The organism is Aeromonas sp. EU05-FHT14A05 (assembly GCF_058791175.1).
Map to the genome: position 1 here is coordinate 19,926 of NZ_JBYTDH010000004.1, position 22,389 is coordinate 42,314.

Sequence of the window (22,389 nt, forward strand, 5' to 3'; positions counted from 1 at the left end):
TTTTTTTGGCGTTTTATTCCGCAAGGAGTGCGAACATTAATGTAAAGATGTTGTTAATTTTGTATTTTGCCATTTTATTGATTATTTTTGAACTTATCGATAAATCGCCTGTCGCGATGTTCTTCATATCGCGTAATGACATTTTTTCAGTATTTAAATCTGTATTCGGTCGCGAGGCAGTTTCTGTTCAGGTTTCGGTGTTGGGATATTTCCCTCTTCTTTAATAGGTAAAATGAGATCAGAGGGTGTTTGATTTTATCTGTATGTTTTTATTGATTTTTTGTTGGATTTAAACGGATGTGTAATTAATTTTTTAATTATTAAAAACAAGTTAAATGAGAAGGCGTAGCAGTTTTTTATATTGAAGTTGGATTTTTTGGAAAAAAACATCAGTGAGTGATGCTGCGAACGTCACTGACGATTGATGGGCTTAGTTCTACTTGATTTTTGTTGCAGAGCTTTTACAGTGACCGAGCGGGATTGTCTGCCAATACCAGTCAATTCAGTGAGTAATGCCAGGAAGGAGAGGCCGGTCACCGGATGTGACTGACCATAAAAGAACAACAAGGACGAGGTTCCACCATGCTGTCGTATTTCTTACGTCGGATGCTTTTGATCATCCCGACGTTTCTCGGTATCACCCTGCTCGTCTTCACCATCACCCGCTTCGTGCCGGGCGGCCCGGTCGAGCGCATGTTGCTGCAGGCGCAGGTCTCACAGAACGAGACAGGTCGCTCCAGCGGCAGCAAGGGGGCGCAGGCGCTCTCCGATGAGCAGATCGAGGAGCTCAAGGCGTTTTACGGCCTCGACAAGCCCATGCTGATCGCCTACTGGGAGTGGCTGCAGAAGCTGGCGGTGCTGGATCTCGGGGAGTCGACCCGCTACTACGAGCCGGTGTGGGATCTCATCAAGGAGAGGCTGCCGGTGACCGCCTTCTTCGGGCTGGCGACCTTCCTGCTGAGTTACGCCGTCTCCATCCCGCTCGGGGTGGCCAAGGCCCTCAGGCACAACACCCGCTTCGATTCGCTCAGCTCCATGCTCATCTACATGGCCTATGCGCTACCCGCCTACGTGGTGGGGATCTTCCTCATCACCGTCTTCGCCTTCCACCTGGAGTGGCTGCCCATGGGGGGCTTCCCGGGGGAGGACTTCGAATACATGGAGAGCAGCTGGGATCAGATCCGCACCGTCTTTGCCCACGCCCTGCTGCCGCTCATCGCCTACGCCATCGGGGATTTCGCCATCCTCACCATGACCATGAAGAACAGCCTGATGGAGAACCTGTCGGCGGATTACGTGCGCACCGCCGTGGCCAAGGGGCTGCCGTTTCGCAAGGCGGTGACCGACCACGCCATGCGCAACAGCCTGATCCCCATCGCCAGCCACCTGGGGTCCGTGCTCACCGTCTTCTTCGGGGGATCCTTCCTCATCGAGACCATCTTCAACATCGACGGCATAGGTCTGCTCGGCTACGAGGCCATCGTCGAGCGGGATTACCCCACCGTCATGGGCATACTGGCCATCACCTCCATGTTGATGCTCATCGGCAATATCGTCTCCGATATCTGCGTGGCCCTCGTTGATCCCCGCGTACGGTTTGGAGACTGACCATGAACCAGACCCTTCTAGCCATGCCGATGCTGATATCACGCCATCTAGTCTCCGATATCTGCGTTGCACCTCCTGTTGACCCCCGCGTACGGTTTGGAGACTGACCATGAACCTGAACCCGGTAACGCTGAAAAAACTCAAGCGCTTCAAGTCCATCAAGCGCGGTTACTACTCCTTTGTCATCTTCTCGGCCCTGGTGGTCATCTCCCTGCTGGCGGAGCTGCTGGTCAACAGCCGGGCGCTGGCGGTGAGCTATCAGGGAGAGCTCTACTTTCCCACCTATGGCGACGTGATCCCGGGCCAGCACTTCGGGCTCGACTACGAGTACGAGACCAACTACCGCCAGCTCAAGGGCAAATTTGCGCAGGAAGGGAAGGGGGACTGGGTGCTGCTGCCCCTGGTGCCCTGGAACCCCTATGAGCAGGACTTCAAGGAGGAGGCCTACCCGCCCTATGCCCCGAGCCTGGCGGAGCGCCACTTCCTCGGCACCGACACCAGCGGTCGCGACGTGCTGGCGCGGCTGGTCTACGGCTTTCGCATCGCCATCGGCTTCGCCTTCATCACCCTGGTGGCGAGCTATGTCATCGGGGTCAGCATCGGCTGCATGATGGGCTTTCTCGGCGGCCGTTTTGACCTCATCCTGCAGCGCTTCATCGAGATCTGGTCCCAGGTGCCCTTCCTCTACGTCATCATGATCCTGGTGTCGCTGGCCAAGCCGAACTTCGGCCTCTTTGTCGGCATCAACGTGCTGTTCGGCTGGATGGGGATCACCTGGTACATGCGCACCCTCACCTACAAGGAGCGGGCACGGGACTACGTGATGGCGGCGCGGGCGCAGGGGGCGACCACGGGGCGGATCATCTTCCACCACATACTGCCCAACACCCTGATGATGATAGTCACCCTGGCCCCCTTCGCCGTGGTGGGCAACATCTCCACCCTGACGGCGCTGGATTATCTGGGCTTCGGCCTGGCCCCGCCGACCCCGAGCTGGGGGGAGCTGCTCTCCCAGGGGATCAACAACCTGGATGCCATCTGGATCGTGAGCTCTGTGGTGGCGGCGGTGAGCCTGGTGCTCATCATGGTCTCCTTCATCGGGGAGGCGATCCGCGAGGCATTCGATCCGCGCAAGTTTACCCGTTATCAGTGACCCGGGGCCTGCCTCAGGGCCCTGGGTATCCAACCCTTAATTGAGACGCCCCCGGTGCAGGGGCCTGACTTGGAAGTCAAACATGAACAATAAAATCAAATGGATAGGTGCTCTCTTCGTGCTGGTGAACGGATCCTGGGTGTGGGCCGCCAACCTGCCTGCGGATCTCAAGTGGGAGACCAACGACACCGACCCCACCTTCGCCTCCCCCAAGGCGCTGCCCGGTGGCACCCTCAACCTCTTCATCGATAGCTTTCCGCTGACGTTTCGCACCGTGGGGCCAGACTCCAACGGCTCGTTCCGCTCCTTCATCCTGGACAACCAGCTGAGGCTCATCAGCTTCCACCCCAACACCGGCAACCCCATTCCCTCGCTGGCGAGCGCCTGGGCCATAGCACCGGACAGCCAGACCGTCTACTTCAAGCTGGATCCCCGCGCCAAATGGTCTGACGGCAAGCCGGTCACCGCCGACGACTACACCTTCGGCTACGAGATGATGCGCTCCAAGGACATCAAGGGGCCCTGGTTCAACAACTACTACACCACAGAGGTGGTGGCGGTGGAGAAGGTCGACGATCACACCATCCTGGTGAAGGCGGGCAGCCGCAAGGCCAGGCTGGATCTCCTCAACACCACCGAACTGTGGCCCCAGCCGAAGCACTACTACAAGATGGGGCCGAACTGGGTGAAGCAGTACAACTGGGCTGTGGTGCCGACCACTGGCCCCTATGTGATGAGCGAGGTGAAGAAGGGCAAGTCCATCACCTTCAGCAAGCAGAAGGATTGGTGGGCCCAGCAGGATCGCTACAACCAGCACAGATTCAACCTCGACCGCATCAAGGTGCAGGTGATCCGGGATCACAACATAGCGTTCCGCCACTTCCTCAAGGGGGAGCTGGACACCTTCGAGATGATACTGCCCAACTGGTGGCATGAAAAAGCCGTGACCCCGGAATACAAGAAGGGGTACGTGCAGAAGGTGATGGCCATGACAGACACCAAGCAGGGGGGGCAGGGGGTGCACCTCAACGTCAGCAACCCCAAGCTGGCGGACGTGAATGTGCGCCTCGGCATCCAGCACGCCATGAATCTGGACAAGATGATAGCAACCGTGCTGCACGGCGATTATGACAGGGCCACCACCTTCGGCTCTGGCTTTGGCGAATTCACCGACATCAAGCTGCCGGAGCGGGCCTATGACATCACCAAGGCGCGGGAGTACTTCGCCAAGGGTGGCTACAACAAGCCGGGGCCGGACGGCATCCTGCAAAACGACAAGGGGGAGCGGCTGACCCTGGCGCTGACCTATACCAGCCAGGAGCACTCCAAGCGGCTGACCGTGCTCAAGGAAGAGGCCAAGAAGGCGGGCCTGGATCTGGAGCTCAACCTGGTGGATGGCGCCACCGGCTTCAAGGTGATGCTGGAGAAGAAGCACGAGGCGGCCTGGCTCGGCTGGGGTGGCGGCGGTCTCTACCCGCAATACTGGGAGTCGTTCCACTCCGACAACGCCAACAAGCCCCAGACCAACAACCTGTTCAACGTGGCCGACAAGGAGCTGGACGCCCTGATCGACGCCTACAACGTCGAGTTCGACATGACCAAGCGGGCCGGGATCTCCCGCCAGATCCAGCAGCGTATCTATGACTTGGCCATCTTCGTGCCCGGGGTGCAGCTCAACTACGTGCGGGCCAGCAGCTGGCGCCACCTGATGCTGCCCGAGGTGCCCGCCACCCGTAACACCCCGGATCTGCTCTACTGGCCCATGGATGGCTACCCCCACAGCAGTGGCGGCCTGCTCTGGCTCGATCCCAAGGTGCAGGAAGAGACCCGAAAGGCCAAGGAAGCGGGTGAGTCGCTCGCTCCCATCACCCTGATCGACAAGACCTATGCGCATCATTGAGAAGGGGGAGACGATGGCAGAGACAGAGGCCCCCATCCTGAACGTTCGAGAGAATGGGGGAAAGTGCACCGCCGATAACGGCAAGGGCAGGGCCCCCATCCTGGAGGTCAGGGATCTCGAGGTGGAGTTCACGGTCGATGACGGCAAGATCAAGGTGCTCGACGGGGTCAGCTTCCAGGTCGCCCCGGGCCAGACCTTAGGCATAGTCGGCGAGTCCGGCTGCGGCAAGAGCGTCACCTCGCTCGCCATCATGGGGCTGCTGCCCAGGCCCCACGGTCAGGTGGTTGCCGGCTCCATCCGTTTTCAGGGGGAGGAGTTGCTCACCCTGGCGCCGGATCAGATGTACAGGGTGCGTGGCAACCGCATCTCCATGATCTTCCAGGAGCCCATGACGGCCCTCAACCCGGTACAGACGGTCGGGGATCAGCTGATGGAGGTGTTTCACCTGCACAGGCCTGATTTCAGCAAGGCCCAGCGCAAGGAGGCCGCCATCGCCATGCTGCAGAAGGTGGGGATCCCGGAGCCGGCCCAGCGCTTCGCCGTATATCCCCACAACCTCTCAGGCGGCATGCGCCAGCGGGTGATGATCGCCATGGCGCTGGCCTGCGAGCCGGATTTGCTCATCTGCGACGAGCCGACCACGGCGCTGGATGTCACCATCCAGGCCCAGATCCTGGATCTGATGAAGGCGCTGCAGGCCCAGACCGGCATGGCCATCATCTTCATCACCCACGATCTCGGGGTCGTGGCGGAGCTGTGCGACGAGGTGGTGGTGATGTATGCGGGCCGCGCCGTGGAGCGGGCCGACATCTTCGAGCTGTTTGACCACCCGCGCCATCCCTATACTCATGGTCTGATGGCCTCGATCCCGCGCCTCGAAGACGTGCCCAAGAGCCTGCTCAAGACCATCAAGGGCCAAGTGCCCGCCCTGCACGAGATGCCAGCGGGCTGCCGCTTCTCCAACCGTTGCCCCCACGCCACCGAGCTCTGTGTGGGCACCAACCCGGTGACAGAGCAGCTGAGCGATCGCCACGCAGTGGCCTGCCACCACTGGAAGGAGTTGAGCATATGAGCGTCTTGTTGTCGGTAAGAGACTTGAAACAGCACTTCAAGATGGGGGGCGGTTTCTTGCGCAAGCCCTACACCGTCTATGCGGTGGATGGCATCAGCTTCGATCTCAAGCAGGGGGAGACCCTGGGGCTGGTGGGGGAGTCCGGCTGTGGCAAGTCCACCCTCGGCCGCTCCCTGCTCAAGCTGTTTGAGCCCACGGCGGGGCAGATAAGCTTCGAGGGGCGCGACATCACCCGGTTGTCACCCGGGGAGATGCGATCCCTGCGCCAGGAGATGCAGATAGTGTTTCAGGATCCTGCAGAATCCCTCAACAGCCGCCACACCGTGGGCCAGATCCTGGAAGAGCCCTTCATCATCCATGGCAAAGGCAACACAGTGCAGCGGCGTGGCTGGGTGCTGGAGCTGCTGGACAAGGTGGGGCTGCCGAAGAGTGCGGTGGATCGCTATCCCCACGAGTTTTCCGGCGGTCAGCGCCAGCGCATCGGCATCGCCCGCGCCATCGCCCTCAAGCCCAAACTCCTGGTGTGTGACGAGGCGGTATCGGCGCTGGATGTCTCGGTGCAGTCCCAGATAGTGAACCTGCTACTCACCCTGCAGCGGGAGATGAACCTGGCCATCATCTTCATCGCCCACGATCTGTCGGTGGTCAAACACATCTCGGACCGGATTGCGGTCATGTACCTGGGCCGGGTCGTCGAGCTGGCCGAGGCCCAGCAGCTTTACCTGAACCCGCGCCACCCCTATACCCAGGCGCTCATCTCGGCGATCCCGGTGCCGGATCCCCGCAGGCGCAACCAGCGCATCCTGCTGACCGGGGACGTCCCCTCACCCATCTCCCCCCCGAGCGGCTGTCACTTCCATCAGCGCTGCCCCTATGCCACCGAGCTGTGCCGCACCACCTCGCCGAGTCTGGAGACCTGTGGCACAGAGGCCCATCAGGTGGCCTGTCACTTCCCCTTGCCCGCGGTGGAGGCGGCGCCGCTGGGAAAGGCGGTCTGATGCCGGCGTCCACTGCGCCAGGGCCGGTATCACAGCAAGGTGGCGTCGGGGACGAGCAATAAAAAATGGGGCCTGTGGGCCCCATCTTCATGGTTGGAGTTCAGGTTTGGCCGTGGAACATCTGGCCCGGGCAGGACAGCGCCCCGAGGGGGTGGCTGTGGTGTGAATTGTTGAGTTGTTTTGTAGTTTTATTACGTCGTCAATGTCAACTTCCGGACGGGCGACATCAGGCGCCATAGCGGAAGTAGTAGTTGCGAGTCGAAGGCGCATAAGTGTCTTTCTCTTGTGTGCCTTTCTTGCTGGATGCACCCTTCAGGTGGAACAGCACTGCCAGGTTCTCAAACATAGTCTTACCTCTTCGCTCTGTTGATTATTGTTTCATGTGACCTTGGTCACACTTTGATGCTAGAGGCTTTTGTGATCTCGATCAACTTATTGTGTTGTAAATTTACATAAATCATGGAAAAGGTTTTCAAATACAGGGTTGCTTATGGATACGATTTCAAGAGGGGGCGGAAGGGGCTGTGAAGAGGCAACGCAGGGAGAGCAAGGAGGAGCACCAATGACATGCCCCGCACTGGGCGGGGCATGAAGCGGCAGGGGAGGCAGTGCTTACTTGGCCGGGATCTGTTCCAGCACGTGGACCAGCAGTTGCCAGAAGCGCTCGACCGCCGGGATGTGTACCTTCTCGCCCGGCGCGTGGGCGCCGCGGATGGTCGGGCCGAAGGAGACCATGTCCCAATCCGGGTAGGCGCTCTTGAACAGACCGCACTCGAGGCCGGCGTGGATCACCATGACGTTCGGCATCTCGCCGAACAGGGTCTGGTAGCTGTTGCGCACCAGGGCCATGACGGGGGAGTCCACGTTCGGTGCCCAGCCCGGGTAGGCGCCGGTGAATTCACAGCTGGCGCCCGCCAGGCTGAACAGGGCGCGGGTCATCTGCTCTACGCTCTCGCGACCGGAGTCGATGAGGGAGCGGATCAGGCACTGCACATAGACCTCGCCGTCGAGGGTCTTGATGACCCCCAGGTTGGTGGAGGTCTCGGTGACGCCCGGGATGGCGTCGCTCATGCGCATCACCCCGTTGGGGCAGGCCACCAGGGCGTCCAGCAGGCGGGTCTGGAGGGATTCGCTCATCAGCTTGGCGGGCGTGTCCCGGGCGCTTAGCAACACGGTCAGGTTCGCTTCTGTGGCGGCCAGCTCGCTCTGGTAGATGCCGGCGTAGCGGTCAACCAGGGCCTTGAACTCGCTGACGCTGGCGGTGGGCACCAGCAGGGTGGCGCGGGCTTCGCGGGGGATGGCGTTACGCAGGGTGCCGCCGCTTATCTCGGCCAGACGCACCCCCAGCGGCTCGGCGGCCTTGAGCAGGCGTACCAGCAGCTTGTTGGCGTTGCCACGACCGCGGTGGATGTCGACCCCGGAGTGACCGCCACGCAGCCCCTTGACCTGCAGCTCGAAGCCTTCCCCTTCAGTGGCGGCAACCAGCTCCAGCGGGAAGCGGATATTGGCATCCACGCCGCCGGCGCAGCCCATGTAGACCTCGCCATCCTCTTCGGAGTCGGTGTTGAGCAGGATCTCGCCCTCCAGCCAGCCCGCCTCCAGGCCGAAGGCGCCTGTCATGCCGGTCTCTTCGTCGGTGGTCAGCAGGACTTCCAGCGGGCCGTGCTTGATGGTCTTGTCCGCCAGCACGGCCAGGCAGCCTGCCATGCCCATGCCGTTGTCGGCGCCCAGGGTGGTGCCACGGGCGGTGACCCATTCACCGTCGATGTAGGCATCGATAGGGTCTTTGGTGAAGTCGTGCTGGGTATCGGCATTGGCCTGGGGCACCATGTCGATGTGGGCCTGCAGCACCACGGCCTTGCGGTTTTCCATGCCCGGGGTGGCCGGCTTCTTGATGATGATGTTGCCCACGGCGTCCTGCTTGACCGCCAGGCCTTCTCCCTGGGCCCACTGCACTATCCAGGCGCTCAACTTGGCCTCGTGCTTGGAGGGGTGGGGAATGGAGCAGATCTGCTCGAAGAATTGCCAAATCAACTTGGGAGACAGAGAACTAAGCTGTGCCACGTCGGGACTCCTTACCAGCACGGAAATGGACAGGGCCCAGTGGGCCGCAGAAGAGGGTAACGATAATACAGTCAATCACACAAAAATGTGAGCGATCTGCGCAAATTGCGGTCTGCTTGTGCTGATAAAGGGAGCCTGAATGGCGGACATGACTGCCTTGCCTATGTGTACCAGCAGAAGATGAAATTCGTGATGTGCATCACAAAAATATTGTCTTTTTGCCGCCGGGTGGTAAATTAGCCGCCGTGGGTCAACCACTTGTCAGGATGACAATCAATGCCTCCATGGAACCGAAGCAAAGCAAGTGCGCCTCCACGGAACCGAGTGTCTGTTCAAGGATCTGAACCCGCATTATAGGTACGTAACTTGTTAAGCAATCAGGAGTTTTAATATGTCAGGCAGCAATTCAACCTATTGGTTTGCCCAGTCTCTCTATACCCAGGGTTTCAACTATCCGAACCCCTACGCCGGTCGTCGTTAAGACGGGCAGTCAGCCAGGCTGATAGAGAAAGCAGAAAAGCAGCAGGTGTGTGAGGGTTCCATCCTCCCCCTGCTATTTTTTTACCCGAAATTCGAGGTTTGCTCTTCAAATGAGCACCCTGTTGATGAGGACCTGGCCCCGAGGGGAGGCGAAGCTGGCAGGAGATGGCCGACTTTTCCTGTTTTTCGCATACGTTTGCCAGTCATTTTATCTGCAAAGGGTGCTATCATACCGGCCCAATAGCTGGCCTGAGGTCTGGGTTTCGATCGATATGGCCGCCAGCCATGCCCGTCCTGCTTTCAATGCATCTGCTTTTTGCTGCCGAGGGTTCACCCCTGAGGCCGCAAAAGTGCAAGCAAAATTCAGGAAACGGGGGCCAGAATTTACCGGATCCCGTGTGTCTGCCGGGACTCTTACGTCTTAAGTGATTGCCTTTATAACTCGTTGAGATCGATAGCATGCCAAAGAAATTCTATGTGTCGTGGGATAACCTGCAACGTGAAGCGCGCCGTCTGGCCCGTCGCCAACTGCCCGTCAGCCAGTGGAAAGGGATCATCGCGGTCAGCCGTGGTGGCCTGGTACCGGCTGCCCTGATGGCCCGCGAACTTGGCATTCGCAACGTCGAAACCCTCTGCATCTCCAGCTATGACCACAACAGCCAGCGTGAGCTGGTGGTCGTCAAGGCCGCCACCACCGCTGGTGACGGCGAAGGCTGGCTGGTAGTGGACGATCTGGTGGATACCGGTGGCACCGCCAAGGCGATCCGTGACCTCTATCCCAAGGCCAAGTTCATCACCATCTTCGCCAAGCCCATGGGCGAGCCGCTGGTGGATGACTTCGAAGTGGCCATCCCGCAGGACACCTGGATTGAGCAGCCCTGGGACATGGCGCTGGAGTTTGCCAACCCTATCTGCGACGAAGAGTAATCGACGCTGCCTTGGCGCACCGCCCCTGACTGCTGCGGGGGCGGGTTGCTCGCGCCTATGGCAAGACGGTTTCATAAGGCCCCTGTTTGGGGCCTTATGTGTTTATGATGTGGCTGCCCGCGGTGAAAAGTGGTTAAGATGGGCCATTGTTTGAGACAGAAGAGTCACCATCTTGGAACCAAACGACGATACCAACCTGACGGAAAAGCTGTTCACCCGGGTCAAAAAGGTATTGGAAACCTCCGAAATATCCAACTCCAGCCCGGTCGAAGAGCAGGACAGCTCCCTGGCCGAGAGTTTCATCGACGGCGCCCTGTCGCCCCATTGGTATCGCCTGCTGCGCCGGCCGACCTGGGCCTGGCAGGGGGCGGATCCGGTGGAAGTGGAGCAGACCCTGGCCCGCATCGCCATGGGGCAGGGAGAACGCAGCCACGAGCGCTATCTGGATACCATCAAGGGTTATGTGCCCGGCAACTGGGTCTATGAGTGGAGCCAGCTGGCTGGCCGCTATTTCAATGCCGGGCGCGAGCTGGTCAGCCAGGGCGATAGCGCCGGAGCGCTGAAGAATCTGCTCAAGGCGGTGCGCTACTACTCCATCGCGAGCTATCCCCACCTCAAGAATGACGAGCTGGCGGATCAGGCCCAGTTGCTCTGCAACATGGCCTACCGCGAGGCTGGCAGGCTGTTCAAGGTGCCCCTCAAGGAGCTGCAGGTCCCGTTCCGGGGCAAGACCATTCAGGGCTACCTGCACCTGCCCACCACCGACAGGCCTGTGCCTCTGGTCATCGTCAGCGGCGGCATCGACGCCCTCCAGGTCGACTTCCTCAACTTCTACTTCAAGTGCCTCGAGCCCCACGGCATCGGCATGCTGTCCCTGGACATGCCGGGAACCGGCTATGCGGAGCACTGGCCGCTGGTGCAGGACACCAGTCGCCTGCACCAGGCGGTGCTCAACCACCTCTCCGAGGTGGCCTGGGTCGATCATCAGCGCATCGCCATGGTGGGGTTCCGCCTCGCCGGCAATGTGGCGGCGCGCCTCGCCTTCATCGAACCCTTCAAGCTCAGGACTGTGGTCTGCATCGGGGCCGGCATCAATCAGGTGTTTACCAATCAGGAGATGTTTGCCCGCTGTCCGCGCATGATGCGGGACGGGCTGGCGAACCGCCTGGGGGCCGATGCGGCCCAGTGGGATCTGCTGCGCACCAAGTGCCAGGTCTTCTCCCTCAAGACCCAGGGATTGCTGGGGAGTCGCACCTCTGTGCCCATCCTGAGCATCGGCCACAAGCGTGACTTCATCTGTCCCGAGCAGGATGTCCGGGCCCTGGCCTCCGCCAGCCGCAATGGCAAGGCGGTGGTGTTTGACAAACAGCCTCTGCTGGAGGTGTATGACGAGGCGCTCAAAGAGACGGTAGATTGGCTAAAGAAACACTTATGTACATGATATAGAACTAAAAATGTAACATCATCATGTGATGGTATGGCTTGTTCAACAGGGAGGTTAGCATGTCAGAAAGAGTGACCTACAAGCGATTGTTGCGGCAATTCGCGGCCATTGGCCCCTATCTGCGCGAGGATCTGTGCGAGGAGGGACGCTACCGCTTCGACTGCCTTTCCGTCTGCGTCAGCGCCAAACCGGCGCCGGACAAGCGGGAGTTCTGGGGCTGGTGGCTAGTGCTGGAGCAGGAGGACCACAGCTTCCGCTATCACTATCAGGTTGGCTTCTACAATGCGGACGGGGCGTGGATCGACAAGCCGCTGCCCAAGAAGCATCAGGCCGAAGTCGAGCGTACCCTCAACCACTTCTACAAACTCATCAGCGCCAAGCTGACCCTGCTGGAGTGCACCTTGTCTCCTGCCAAGCAGGTCACCGCCGAGCTGAATGTGACAGCGGCCTGATCCGCCCGGGCCCTGCGGTCATGGATCCGCAGGGCCTCCTTCTTTGCCATGACAGCGGTGAGGCTTAATTGCCTTGCAGGGCAACAGGGCCGTGGGTATAAAGGGATTCCTTACTTTTCTAACCCTTTGTTCCCATGGAAAACAGAACCATAGTCGTCAAATTGGGCACCAGCGTGCTCACCGGGGGATCTGCCCGTCTCAACCGTGCCCACATGGTGGAGCTGGTCAGGCAGTGTGCCGCCCTGCATCGACACGGACACCGTGTCGTTCTGGTGACCTCTGGCGCCATCGCCGCCGGGCGTGAGCTCCTGGGGCACCCTCCGCTGGCGCCGACCCTGCCCAACAAGCAGATGCTGGCGGCGGTGGGCCAGACCCAGCTCATCCGGGTATGGCAGGACCTGTTCAACCTCTACGGCCTGCACATCGGCCAGATGTTGCTGACCCGCGCCGATCTGGAGGACAGGGAGCGTTACCTCAATGCCCGCGACACCCTGCGCACCCTGCTCGATCACCGCATCATCCCCGTCATCAACGAGAACGACGCCGTGGCTACCGCCGAGATCAAGGTGGGGGACAACGACAACCTCTCCGCCCGCGCCGCCATCCTGGCGGATGCGGATCTGCTGATCCTGCTCACCGACCAGAAGGGGCTCTTCACCGCGGATCCCCGCACCAACCCGGATGCCCAGCTCATCGAAGAGGTGCAGACCATAGACGATACCCTGCGATCCCTCGCCGGTGACAGCGTCAGCGGTCTGGGGACCGGCGGCATGGCCACCAAGCTGCAGGCCGCCGATGTGGCGCGCCGTGCCGGGGTCAACGTGGTGATCGCCACCGGCCAGATCCCGGAAGTGATCGGTCGCCTCGCCGCCGGCGAGCGGGTGGGCACCCTGTTCCCGGCCCTGGCCTCGCCGCTGGAAGGGCGCAAGAGCTGGATCCTGGCAGGGCCGCCCCCCCACGGGGAAGTCCAGGTGGATCAGGGGGCCGTGGCCGCCATGCAGGAGAAGGGCTCCAGCCTGCTGCCCAAGGGCATAGTCGCGGTCAAGGGAGACTTCGTCCGAGGCGACGTGGTGCGGATCCTGGGCCCCCAGGGGAGCGAGCTGGCCCGCGGCATCTGCCGTTACGATCATCTGGAGCTTGAGAAGCTGCGGGGCGTACACTCGGATCAGATAGAGGCCGTGCTGGGTTACGGCTATGGCGCCGTTGCCATCCACCGAGACGACATGGTGCTGTTGTGAGCTGTCGGCCCTGATAGACCCTGCGGCTGCGGCCATGGCTATGGAGTCATGGGCCATCCACAGAGACGATATGGTGCTGCTGTGATGCATCGGCCCAGAGCCTGAAGTAACGGGGCCATGGACCATTCATAGAGATGACATGGTGCTGCCGTAAGGCGGCACTCAGAAAGGAACCACATTATGAGTCTGGAGAGAATGGGGCAGGCGGCCCGCGAGGCCGCCTATCAGCTGGCGACCATCAGCACGGCGCAGAAAAACCGTGCGCTGGCCGCCATCGCCGATGAACTGGAGGCGCACAGTGCGCAGATCCTGGCTGCCAACGAGAAGGATATCGCGGCAGGCCGCGACGCCGGCCTGTCGGAAGCCATGCTGGATCGCCTGCTGCTCAACCCCGCCCGCCTCGCCGGCATAGTGGCGGACGTGCGCAAGGTGATCTCCCTTGACGATCCGGTCGGCGCCGAAATCGACAGCCGGGTGCTGGAGAACGGCCTGCGCCTCTCCCGCCGCCGGGTGCCCATAGGGGTCATCGGCGTCATCTACGAGGCGCGTCCCAACGTCACCATCGACATCGCCAGCCTCTGCCTCAAGACCGGCAACGCCAGCATCTTGCGCGGTGGGCGCGAGACCTTCCACTCCAATCTGGAGCTGGTACGGGTGATCCAGCGCGCGCTGGCGGCCTCGGGCTTGCCTGGTGATGCGGTGCAGTACATCGACAACCCTGACCGGGCCCTGGTGGGCGAGCTGCTGCGCCTCGATCGCTATGTGGACATGATCATCCCCCGCGGCGGCGCCGGGCTGCACAAGATGTGCAAGGAGAACAGCTCCATCCCCGTCATCATCGGTGGCTTTGGCATCAGCCACATCTTCGTGGACGAGAGCGCCGATCTGGCGCGCTCCCTGGCGGTCATCGACAACGCCAAGGTGCAACGCCCCTCCGCCTGCAACGCCCTCGATACCCTGCTGGTACACGAGAAGGTGGCCGCCACCTTCCTGCCGCAACTGGTGGCACTGATGAACGAGCGCAAGGTGACCCTGGTGGGGGCGCTCAACGCCATGGCGCTGCTGGCCGGCAGCGACAATCTGTGCGAGGCGGGAGCGGAAGATTTCGACACCGAGTGGCTGGGGCTGACCCTGGGGATCAAGCTGGTGGCGGACGTCAACGAGGCGCTCGCCCACATGCGCCAGCACAACGCCGGCCACTCCGACGCCATCCTGACCAACGATCTCGCCAATGCGGAGCGCTTCGTCAACGGTGCCGGTTCGGCGGCGGTCTACGTCAACGCCTCCACCCGCTTCACCGATGGCGGCCAGTTTGGCCTGGGGGCCGAAGTCGCGGTCTCGACCCAGATGCTGCACGCCCGTGGCCCCATGGGGCTGACCGAGCTGACCAGCTACAAGTGGGTCGGTCAGGCGGACTATCTGATCCGTGCCTGAGCCAGGTCGTCAGCACAGTGCCGTCAATGCCGACTCAGGTCGGCATTTTTGTGGTTTTTTATTGCGCACTATCAGTGGCTTGCATATAACTATCCAGCGAGACATGGCGTCATTCAGAGCGCCAGTTCAGGAAGGGGAGCGACTTCAAGGATGAAGCGACAGTATTGGATGTCGCGGCTGGCCAGCCTCTGGCTGGGGCTGCCGCTGCTGCTGGGGGCCCTCTGCTTCAGCAGCAACAGTCACGCCAGCTGGGATCAGGATCTCTATCGCCAGCTGGGTCTGGCGGGCAAGCTGGACAAGCAGGTGTTCCGCAAGGCCCTGCAGGGCTATCAAGATGTGCGCCACAAGCGCAAACCCATACTCACCATCATCGACTACAGCAAACCCTCGACCATGCGCCGCCTCTTCGTCATCGACGTGAAGCGCCACAAGCTGCTCTACCACACCTGGGTCAGCCACGGTCGCAATTCGGGGGAGCTGGCGGCGCGCCAGTTCTCCAACCAGATGAATTCCCGGCAGAGTTCCCTCGGGGTCTATCGCACCGCCGAAACCTACCAGGGCAAGCACGGCTACTCCCTGCGCCTGGACGGACTCAGTCCCGGCAAGAACAGCAATGCCCGCAAGCGCGCCATCGTGGTGCACGGGGCTGACTATGCGAGCCCGAGACACCTGCAAAAATATGACAAGCTGGGCCGCAGCTGGGGTTGCCCGGCCCTGCCAAGGGAGCAGTCCAGGGCCATCATAGACACCATCAAGGGGGGCAGCGTCATCTATGCCCACGGTTGAGGGGGCATAGAGAGCAAAAAGGCCAGCATGGGCTGGCCTTGTGGTCGGGGGCTGGAGTTACTTGCGCACCACCAGCACCGGGCAGGGGGCGTGGCGCACCACGGACTCCGCCACGCTGCCCACCAGCAGGTGGCTGATGCCGGAGCGACCGTGGCTGCCCATGACCAGCAGATCCACCTTGTCTTCCTTCGCCTGGATCACTATCTCGTCGGCGGCGCGGCCGAAGCGCACCTCGAACTTGGCCGAGATGGGCAGGCTGGCGACCAGCTCCTTGAGCTGGCTCTTGGCCTGACGCTCCATCTCGTGGGTGATCTCGATGGCGGTCATGTGCAGGATCTTGTAGCTGTCGAAACCGTGCAGCTGATCCACCACGTGGACCAGCTTGAGCTCGGCCTGATGGCTCTGGGCCATGAAGACGGCGTAGTCGAGCACGGCCTTGGACATCTCGGAAAAATCGACGGGACAGAGCAGGGATTTGATGGTTGGCATGAGAAGGCTCCCCTCAGTTAGGTCACTAATGAATCTTATGGTTCATGATACCGATCGAGGGGGCAATAACCCTCGACCCGCTCGCAAAATCGGGAAAAATGTCACCGGGCACGCTGGCTTTCTATGCTATCAGTATGCCTGAACGGACCGCCTGGCGATGAGCGCCTGCCGACGGTCATACCACTGAGGAAACCCATGGTTCGTCTTTTTCTGTTCTGCTGCCTGCTGCTCATCTGGCCCGTGCGGGCGGATACCCTGCATGTCTATTGCGATGACTGGCCCGGCTTCTGCCAGCAGGATGGCGAAGGTGTCTATCTGGACATAGTGCGCGCCATCTATGAGCCCGAGGGCTATGTGGTGCGCCCGCACCTGGTCCCTTACAAGCGGGCGCTGGCGGTGGTGTCCCAGAAGGCGGGGGACATGGCGATGGGGGTCTATCGTGGAGAGGTGAAAGGCACCCATCAGCCCGATTACCCCGACTCGGCGGATTATGTGAGCGTGGTGATGCAGAGCCGCTGGTTGCCGCACTGGGACGGCGAGCAGAGCCTCAAGGAGCAGGAGGTGCTCTGGCTGCGGGGCTGGGCCTTTGACAAGTTCATCCCGGTGCCCATGCGCTGGTTCGAGATAGACAGCCATGAGATGGCGCTGCAATTGCTGCTCAAGGGGCGCTATCGCTACTACCTGACCGACGGTGCCCTCTACCCCAGGGACGCCCTCCCGCCCGAACTGGCACAGGTGTTCCTGCGCTGGATCCCGACCTACCCCATCTTCGCCGACAACGAGAAGGGCAGGCAGCTGCATGGGCTCTGGGATCCCGGCATGCGCACCCTGATAAGGGAGGGGACACTGGCACGTATCTATCGGGAAAACCGGCTCTACGACGACTACCAGGACTTTATCAGGGAGCAGGAGGCCAAGGTGCGCAGGGAGGCGCCATCACAGGATTGAGGCGGCCTGCTGGCTGGCCACCAGGCTCATCTTCTTGCTTGGCATTCAGCCTTCAGCCCTCAGCGTCTTGGCCAGCCGGTCGTAGAGGATGACATTGACCGAGGCGGCGAGGTTCATGCAGCCATTGGCTGTGGTCACGTAGATCACCGTCTTGCTCAGCCTTCAGCCTTCAGCGTCTTGGCCAGCCGATCGTAGAGGATAACATTGACCGAGGCCGCGAGGTTCATGCAACCCTGAGGTGTGGTTACGTAGAACACCTGTTGTTTACTTGGCACGCAGCTGCTTGGCCAGCCGATCGTAGAGGATCACATTGACCGAAGCCGCCAGATTCATGCAACCCTGCGTCGGTACGTAGATCACCTCCTTCACCGCCGCGAAGCGGGCGGGCTCCAGGGTGCCATCCTCAGGGCCGAAGATGTAGAAGGCCCGCGCGGGGTGCTCGTAGTCCGGCAGAGACGTGGCTCCCTCGATGAGATCCACCAGCACAGGGGTGCAGCCCTCGGGGACGAAGTCCAGCAGATCCTCGACCCCGAGCAGGGGGATCTTCTCCACCATCTGCTTGGTGTCGGTGGCAAAACGCCGTGCCAGCTCGAAGCGCTGACCCGTGTAGTAGACCTCTTCTGCCCCGTAGCAGCCGGCGGCCCGCATCACGGCCCCCACGTTCTCCGGTGACTTGGGATTGACCAGCCCGATGGCGCAATAATCGGGGGCCGCATCCGGCCGTGCATCGACCCGCTGCGCGGCGTCGTAACCTGACTCTTTCATCTCGTTCTCCTCTGTGGCGGCGCATTATACCCCCGGCGCGCCCCTTGCCCAGCCTGTGGCGCCGACTCCCGTCCGGCGGGCCCAACAAGGGAGCAGTTGCACCGCCCTGGCGCAGCCCTGCACCCTGGCACCCAATGGCGGCGCACCTGGCATCCTGGCGCGGGGTTTGCAGTCCCTTCCCCATACAAGATGATCCAGGCTCATCCGGACAAAGGCGTCCGTCCCCGCAGGGGGGCGGACGCTTTTTTTATGGGCCTGCCATCAAACGGGACAAGGGGCGGCCCCCGGGGGCTGCCGGCGACAAGGAGCGAGGGAATGAAGACCACCTGTGCCTATTGTGGAGTGGGGTGTGGCATCCGGTTGAGCCGGGAGGGGGAGCGCTGGCAACTGCAGGGGGATGAAGATCATCCGGCCAACGGCGGCGCCCTGTGCGTCAAGGGGGCCAGCCTGCTGGAGAGCCTGGCCTTCCCCGATCGCCTGCTCTATCCGCGCTGGCTGGGGCAGCGCATCGGCTGGGAGGAGGCGCTGGACACCCTGGCTGATCGCCTTGCCACCATCATGGCCCAGTCCGGGCCCGAGGCCATCGGCATCTATCTGTCTGGCCAGCTCACCACCGAAGATTACTACGTCGCCAACAAGCTGATGAAGGGGTACCTCGGCAGTGCCAACGTGGACACCAACTCCCGGCTCTGCATGTCGTCGGCGGTGGTGGCCCACCAGCGCGCCTTCGGGGAGGATCTGGTGCCAGCCTGCTACGAGGATCTGGAGCTCGCGGATCTGGTGGTGCTCACCGGTGCCAACACCGCCTGGACCCACCCCGTGCTGTTTCGCCGCCTGCAGCAGGCGCGGGCGCGCCGCCCCGAGCTCAGGCTGGTGGTGCTGGATCCCCGCCGCACCATGACGGCGGAGCAGGGGGATCTGCATCTGGCCCTCAAGCCCGGCAGCGACGTGGCGCTCTGGAACGGTCTGTGCCGTTACCTGCTCGACAGCGACGGCTGGGACCAGGCCTATGTGGCGCAACATGTGAGCGGCTTCGAGGCGCTGGCGGCGGCGCTGGACGACCCCGCCTGGCAACTGGACGAGGTGGCCCGCAGCTGCGGCCTCTCCCGCAGCGATCTGCTCGGCTTCTACCAGCTGTTTGCCCGCACCCCCAGGACGGTCACCCTGTTCTGCCAGGGGATCAACCAGTCCAACCAGGGGGTGGACAAGGCCAACGCCATCATCAACGCCCACTTGCTGTGCGGCCGCATCGGCAAGCCGGGGGCGGCCCCCTTCTCCATGACGGGGCAACCCAACGCCATGGGGGGGCGCGAGGTGGGGGGGCTCGCGACCCAGCTCGCCGCCCACATGGGCTTTGGCGAGGCCGAGTGCGATCGGGTGCAGCGCTTCTGGGGAAGCCCGACCATGGTGCGCGGACCGGGGCACAAGGCGGTCGAGTTGTTCGAGGCGGTGCACAGGGGGGAGATCCGCGCCCTCTGGGTGCTCGGCACCAACCCGGCGGTCTCCCTGCCGGACGGCAACCGGGTGCGCGAGGCCCTGAGCCGCTGCGAGCTGCTGGTGGTCTCCGAGGTGACGGCTAACACCGACACGGCGCGCCTCGCCCACCTGCTGCTGCCGGCCGCCGCCTGGGGGGAGAAGAGCGGCACCGTCACCAACTCCGAGCGCACCATCAGCCGCCAGCGCGCCTTCCTGCCCCTGCCGGGGGAGGCCAGGCCCGACTGGTGGGCGCTGACCCGGCTCGCCCGTCGACTCGGCTTTGGCGAGGGGTTCGCCTATGAGCACGAGCATGAGATCTTCTGCGAGCATGCCGCCCTCTCCGGGTTTGAAAACGACGGGGCTCGCCAGTTCGACATCTCGGGGCTGGCCCGCCTCAGCCGCGCCGAATTCGAGGCGCTGGAACCCTTGAGCTGGCCCGTCAACGCCGACTGGCCCCGGGGCCGTGCCCGCTTGTTCGAGGACGGGCGCTTCGCCACCCCGGATGGCCGGGCCCGCCTGCTGCCCCTGGCCCAGCACTTCCCCCCGCAGCCGAAGGCCGAGCCAGGAGAGGATCTCCCCCTGCTCCTCAACAGCGGCCGGCTGCGGGATCAGTGGCACACCATGACCCGCACCGGCCACGTGCCCCGTCTGCAGGAGGCCGAGCCCTGGCCCAGGGTGCGGGTGGGGGCCGCCAGCCTGCTGGCGCTCGGTGCCAGGGAGGGGGATCTGGTGCGCCTTCACAGCGAGCTCGGCGAGGCCCTGCTGCTGGTGGGGCTGGACGAGGGGCTCAGGGAGGGGGAGGCCTTCCTGCCCATGCACTGGACCGACAGCCAGTGCAGCCAGGGGGCGGTCAACCGCCTCATCGCCGCCGTGGTGGATCCCCTCTCCGGTCAGCCCATGTTCAAGCAGGGGCGGGTGCAGGCCAGGGCGCAGGCCACCCGCTGGCAGGGGCTCTGGTGCGGCCGCCATGACTGGCGCGAGCCGGTGGACTGGTGGGCCAGGCGCCCCCTGCCCGAGGGCAACTGCACCCTGCTGGCCTCCTGGTCCGACAGCCCCCAGGGGCTGTGGCAGCGGTTGGGGTCGGAGGGGCACTGGCTGCGGCTGCCCCTGAAGGAGGGCTGGCTCGCCCTGGCCCTGGCCGGGGACCGCATCGAGGGCATCTTGCTGGTGGGGGAGCGGCACCCTGACATCAAGGTGGATCTGCTGGCCAGCCTGCTCGGCACGCCGCTGCAGGCGGGGGCCCTGAGCCAGACCCTGAGCCTGGCCCTGGCCGGGGAGAGCCGGCTGGTCTGCTCCTGCCTGCGGGTGTCGGAGCAGCGCATCGTCGATGCCATCACCCGGCAGGGGGTGAGCGAGCTGGCGGGGCTGCAGGCCCTGCTTGGCTGCGGCAGCAACTGCGGTACCTGCCTGCCAGAGATCGACAAGCTGTTGATCAAGCATGTCTATATCGCCTAGGCCTGAGGCCTGGGCAGCAACACAAGGAGTGTGCGATGAGCCAAATCAGTCTGGTAGGAGCGGGCCCAGGGCCCCTCGAATTGTTGACCCTGCGCGCCCTGCACCGCATAGAGGCGGCAGAGGTGGTGGTCTATGACCGCCTGGTGGGGAGCGAGATCCTGACCCGGATCCCCCAGGGGGCGGCCCGCTTCGACGTGGGCAAGCGCTGCGGCGAGCCGAGCCCGACCCAGGAGGAGATCAACGCCCTGCTGCTGGCCCTGGCCCGCACCGGCAAGCGGGTGGTACGCCTCAAGGGGGGGGATCCCCTGGTATTCGGCCGGGGCGGGGAGGAGGCGCTGCATCTGGCCCGCCACGGCATAGAGGCCGAGCTGGTGCCCGGCATCACGGCGGCTCTGGGCTGCGCCGCCAGCACCCTGATCCCCCTGACCCACAGGGGGTTGGCCCGCTCCCTGACCCTGGTGACGGGCCATCTGATGGACGAGGGGGACTATAGAGGCTGGCAGGGGCTGACCCGGGCCGGCCACACCCTGGTGTTCTACATGGGGTTGGAGCGGGCGGCCCAGATCCGGCAGGGGCTGCTGGCGGCGGGGGCATCCGGGGATCTGCCGGTGGCCCTGGTGGTGGCCGGGTGCAGTGCGCGCCAGCAGATCCATCACGCCAGGCTGGAGGGACTGGAGCAGGCCGCCCGTGCCCTGCTCGGCCAGAGTCCCGTGCTGATGATCATGGGGGAGGTGGTGAACCTGGGCGCCGAGCTGCAGGCCCTGCTGAACCAGACCATGGAGCGGGTGGCCTGAGCCGGTTTTTCCCCTCTACCCCCACTACCTCCTGATGGATAAAAAGGAGGTAGATTCAAATAGTTGGCCTTCATGTTGCGGCATTTTCGGCAGACACGTTGCGATAGCCGTTGGCAAGGAGCGCCATGACTACTCTTCCCCGGGGCCAGGACGGCCCCCCCTCCCGCCTGCTGATCCACGCCGATGATCCGGGCCAGGCCAATCGCCTGGCCCTGCTGGTCAGCCACTACGGCCATCAGCCCAGGATACTCGACACCCGCCAGCTGCTGACCCCGATGGATCAGGGGGACGCCCTGCTGGTCAGTTGCCGCCAGTTCGGCGCCGAGGTGCGCCTCGGCCTCTCCCTCTGGCCCGGCTTGCCGCGCCTCTTGTTCTGCGAGCGGCTGGGGGGCGACACCCAGCTCGCCTTGTTGCAGCAGGGGGTGCTGCTGGTGCCCCATCCGTGCGGCGAGCGGGAGCCGGTGGAGCAGTGGCTGCGCCTCGCCCGCAGCCAGCTCGCCATGGTGCAGGCCCTGATGCAGACCGAGAGCGAGCTGCGCCAGAAGCTGGAGGAGCGGCGGCTCATCGAGCAGGCCAAGGGGCGCCTGATGCGCCATCAGGGGCTGGACGAGGATCAGGCCTACCGCCTGATGCGCAGCACCGCCATGAGCCGCCACCTGAGCCTGGGGGAGCTGGCGCGGCAACTGCTGCAGGCATTGCCCGCCTGAGCGCCCCGCTGGCAAACCGTTTTGGTGCAATTGCGCCTAATTGAGGCAAGTTGGGGGAAAAAGCGGGGAGACAAAGACCGGAAAGGGCCGCCCGATGCGGCTTGGACGAGCTGGCACGGAAAGTGAATAACAAAATAACAAGAAGACGAGTGCAATGAAGTGAAGAGACGCAGTGAGGGGCCAGATCGGCCACCTCGCT

General features: G+C 62.8%; 18 protein-coding genes and 2 pseudogenes. 15 read left to right on the forward strand and 5 right to left on the reverse strand.

What is annotated here, in order from left to right; translation table 11 throughout:
* Positions 1-582 precede the first annotated feature (582 nt).
* From AC3WR3_RS07250 to AC3WR3_RS07270, 5 genes are all read left to right on the forward strand, one after another.
* Positions 583-1,608 (forward strand): ABC transporter permease subunit, encoded by a 1,026-nt coding sequence (locus AC3WR3_RS07250; RefSeq protein ID WP_319912655.1) that lies wholly within the window; start codon positions 583-585, stop codon positions 1,606-1,608.
* 109 nt (positions 1,609-1,717) lie between these two features.
* The gene (locus AC3WR3_RS07255; RefSeq protein WP_205642345.1) at positions 1,718-2,761 is read left to right on the forward strand and encodes an ABC transporter permease; all 1,044 of its coding nucleotides are present in this window, start codon (positions 1,718-1,720) and stop codon (positions 2,759-2,761) included.
* An 82-nt stretch (positions 2,762-2,843) separates the two neighbouring features.
* The gene (locus tag AC3WR3_RS07260; RefSeq protein WP_492291535.1) at positions 2,844-4,661 is read left to right on the forward strand and encodes an extracellular solute-binding protein; all 1,818 of its coding nucleotides are present in this window, start codon (positions 2,844-2,846) and stop codon (positions 4,659-4,661) included.
* A 13-nt stretch (positions 4,662-4,674) separates the two neighbouring features.
* Entirely contained in the window at positions 4,675-5,733 is a 1,059-nt protein-coding gene (locus tag AC3WR3_RS07265) for an ABC transporter ATP-binding protein (RefSeq protein ID WP_492291536.1), read from the forward strand.
* Entirely contained in the window at positions 5,730-6,731 is a 1,002-nt protein-coding gene (locus AC3WR3_RS07270) for an ABC transporter ATP-binding protein (RefSeq protein WP_202046603.1), read from the forward strand. The genes AC3WR3_RS07265 and AC3WR3_RS07270 overlap by 4 nt, the downstream gene beginning before the upstream one ends.
* Positions 6,732-7,343: 612 nt before the next feature.
* Here AC3WR3_RS07270 and AC3WR3_RS07275 read toward each other — a convergent pair.
* Positions 7,344-8,795 (reverse strand): aminoacyl-histidine dipeptidase, encoded by a 1,452-nt coding sequence (locus AC3WR3_RS07275; protein WP_202046602.1) that lies wholly within the window; start codon positions 8,793-8,795, stop codon positions 7,344-7,346.
* Between the two features lie 939 nt (positions 8,796-9,734).
* On the opposite strand from AC3WR3_RS07275, the gene gpt reads away from it, so the two are divergent.
* The 6 genes from gpt to AC3WR3_RS07305 all read left to right on the forward strand — a co-directional run bounded on the left by gpt (position 9,735) and on the right by AC3WR3_RS07305 (position 15,556).
* On the forward strand, positions 9,735-10,202 hold the full coding sequence (gene gpt, locus AC3WR3_RS07280; protein WP_005325980.1) for a xanthine phosphoribosyltransferase: 468 nt from the start codon (positions 9,735-9,737) through the stop codon (positions 10,200-10,202).
* A gap of 172 nt (positions 10,203-10,374) precedes the next feature.
* The gene (gene frsA, locus AC3WR3_RS07285; protein WP_202046601.1) at positions 10,375-11,643 is read left to right on the forward strand and encodes an esterase FrsA; all 1,269 of its coding nucleotides are present in this window, start codon (positions 10,375-10,377) and stop codon (positions 11,641-11,643) included.
* A 62-nt stretch (positions 11,644-11,705) separates the two neighbouring features.
* The gene (gene crl, locus AC3WR3_RS07290) at positions 11,706-12,098 is read left to right on the forward strand and encodes a sigma factor-binding protein Crl (RefSeq protein ID WP_202046600.1); all 393 of its coding nucleotides are present in this window, start codon (positions 11,706-11,708) and stop codon (positions 12,096-12,098) included.
* Between the two features lie 134 nt (positions 12,099-12,232).
* A complete protein-coding gene (gene proB, locus AC3WR3_RS07295; RefSeq protein WP_202046599.1) occupies positions 12,233-13,336 on the forward strand; it encodes a glutamate 5-kinase in 1,104 nt (367 codons plus the stop codon).
* Between the two features lie 180 nt (positions 13,337-13,516).
* Complete coding sequence (locus tag AC3WR3_RS07300) at positions 13,517-14,770, forward strand: glutamate-5-semialdehyde dehydrogenase (RefSeq protein ID WP_492291537.1); 1,254 nt, start codon at positions 13,517-13,519, stop codon at positions 14,768-14,770.
* A gap of 150 nt (positions 14,771-14,920) precedes the next feature.
* The gene (locus AC3WR3_RS07305; protein ID WP_202046597.1) at positions 14,921-15,556 is read left to right on the forward strand and encodes a murein L,D-transpeptidase catalytic domain family protein; all 636 of its coding nucleotides are present in this window, start codon (positions 14,921-14,923) and stop codon (positions 15,554-15,556) included.
* Between the two features lie 57 nt (positions 15,557-15,613).
* On the opposite strand, the gene AC3WR3_RS07310 is transcribed toward AC3WR3_RS07305, so the two are convergent.
* Entirely contained in the window at positions 15,614-16,045 is a 432-nt protein-coding gene (locus AC3WR3_RS07310; RefSeq protein ID WP_492291538.1) for a universal stress protein, read from the reverse strand.
* A gap of 195 nt (positions 16,046-16,240) precedes the next feature.
* Here AC3WR3_RS07310 and AC3WR3_RS07315 point away from each other — a divergent pair, with 195 nt between their 5' ends.
* Positions 16,241-16,993 carry a hypothetical protein gene (locus AC3WR3_RS07315; protein WP_429160197.1) on the forward strand — a complete coding sequence of 251 codons (753 nt, stop codon included), beginning with the start codon at positions 16,241-16,243 and terminating at the stop codon, positions 16,991-16,993.
* Between the two features lie 45 nt (positions 16,994-17,038).
* On the opposite strand, the pseudogene AC3WR3_RS07320 reads toward AC3WR3_RS07315, so the two are convergent.
* From AC3WR3_RS07320 to AC3WR3_RS07330, 3 genes and pseudogenes are all read right to left on the reverse strand, one after another.
* Positions 17,039-17,146, reverse strand: a pseudogene (locus AC3WR3_RS07320) (TrmH family RNA methyltransferase); the annotation flags it as partial.
* Positions 17,147-17,148: 2 nt separating this feature from the next.
* Positions 17,149-17,256, reverse strand: a pseudogene (locus AC3WR3_RS07325) (TrmH family RNA methyltransferase); the annotation flags it as partial.
* A 1-nt stretch (position 17,257) separates the two neighbouring features.
* Positions 17,258-17,758 (reverse strand): RNA methyltransferase, encoded by a 501-nt coding sequence (locus tag AC3WR3_RS07330; protein WP_492291539.1) that lies wholly within the window; start codon positions 17,756-17,758, stop codon positions 17,258-17,260.
* A gap of 315 nt (positions 17,759-18,073) precedes the next feature.
* Here AC3WR3_RS07330 and AC3WR3_RS07335 point away from each other — a divergent pair, with 315 nt between their 5' ends.
* The 3 genes from AC3WR3_RS07335 (at position 18,074) to AC3WR3_RS07345 (ending at position 22,190) form a co-directional block, all read left to right on the forward strand.
* Positions 18,074-20,689: a nitrate reductase gene (locus AC3WR3_RS07335; RefSeq protein ID WP_492291540.1), complete on the forward strand. Its 2,616-nt coding sequence runs from the start codon at positions 18,074-18,076 to the stop codon at positions 20,687-20,689.
* A 35-nt stretch (positions 20,690-20,724) separates the two neighbouring features.
* The gene (gene cobA / locus AC3WR3_RS07340) at positions 20,725-21,483 is read left to right on the forward strand and encodes a uroporphyrinogen-III C-methyltransferase (protein ID WP_492291541.1); all 759 of its coding nucleotides are present in this window, start codon (positions 20,725-20,727) and stop codon (positions 21,481-21,483) included.
* Between the two features lie 125 nt (positions 21,484-21,608).
* Positions 21,609-22,190 carry an ANTAR domain-containing response regulator gene (locus tag AC3WR3_RS07345; protein ID WP_492291542.1) on the forward strand — a complete coding sequence of 194 codons (582 nt, stop codon included), beginning with the start codon at positions 21,609-21,611 and terminating at the stop codon, positions 22,188-22,190.
* Positions 22,191-22,389 lie beyond the last annotated feature (199 nt).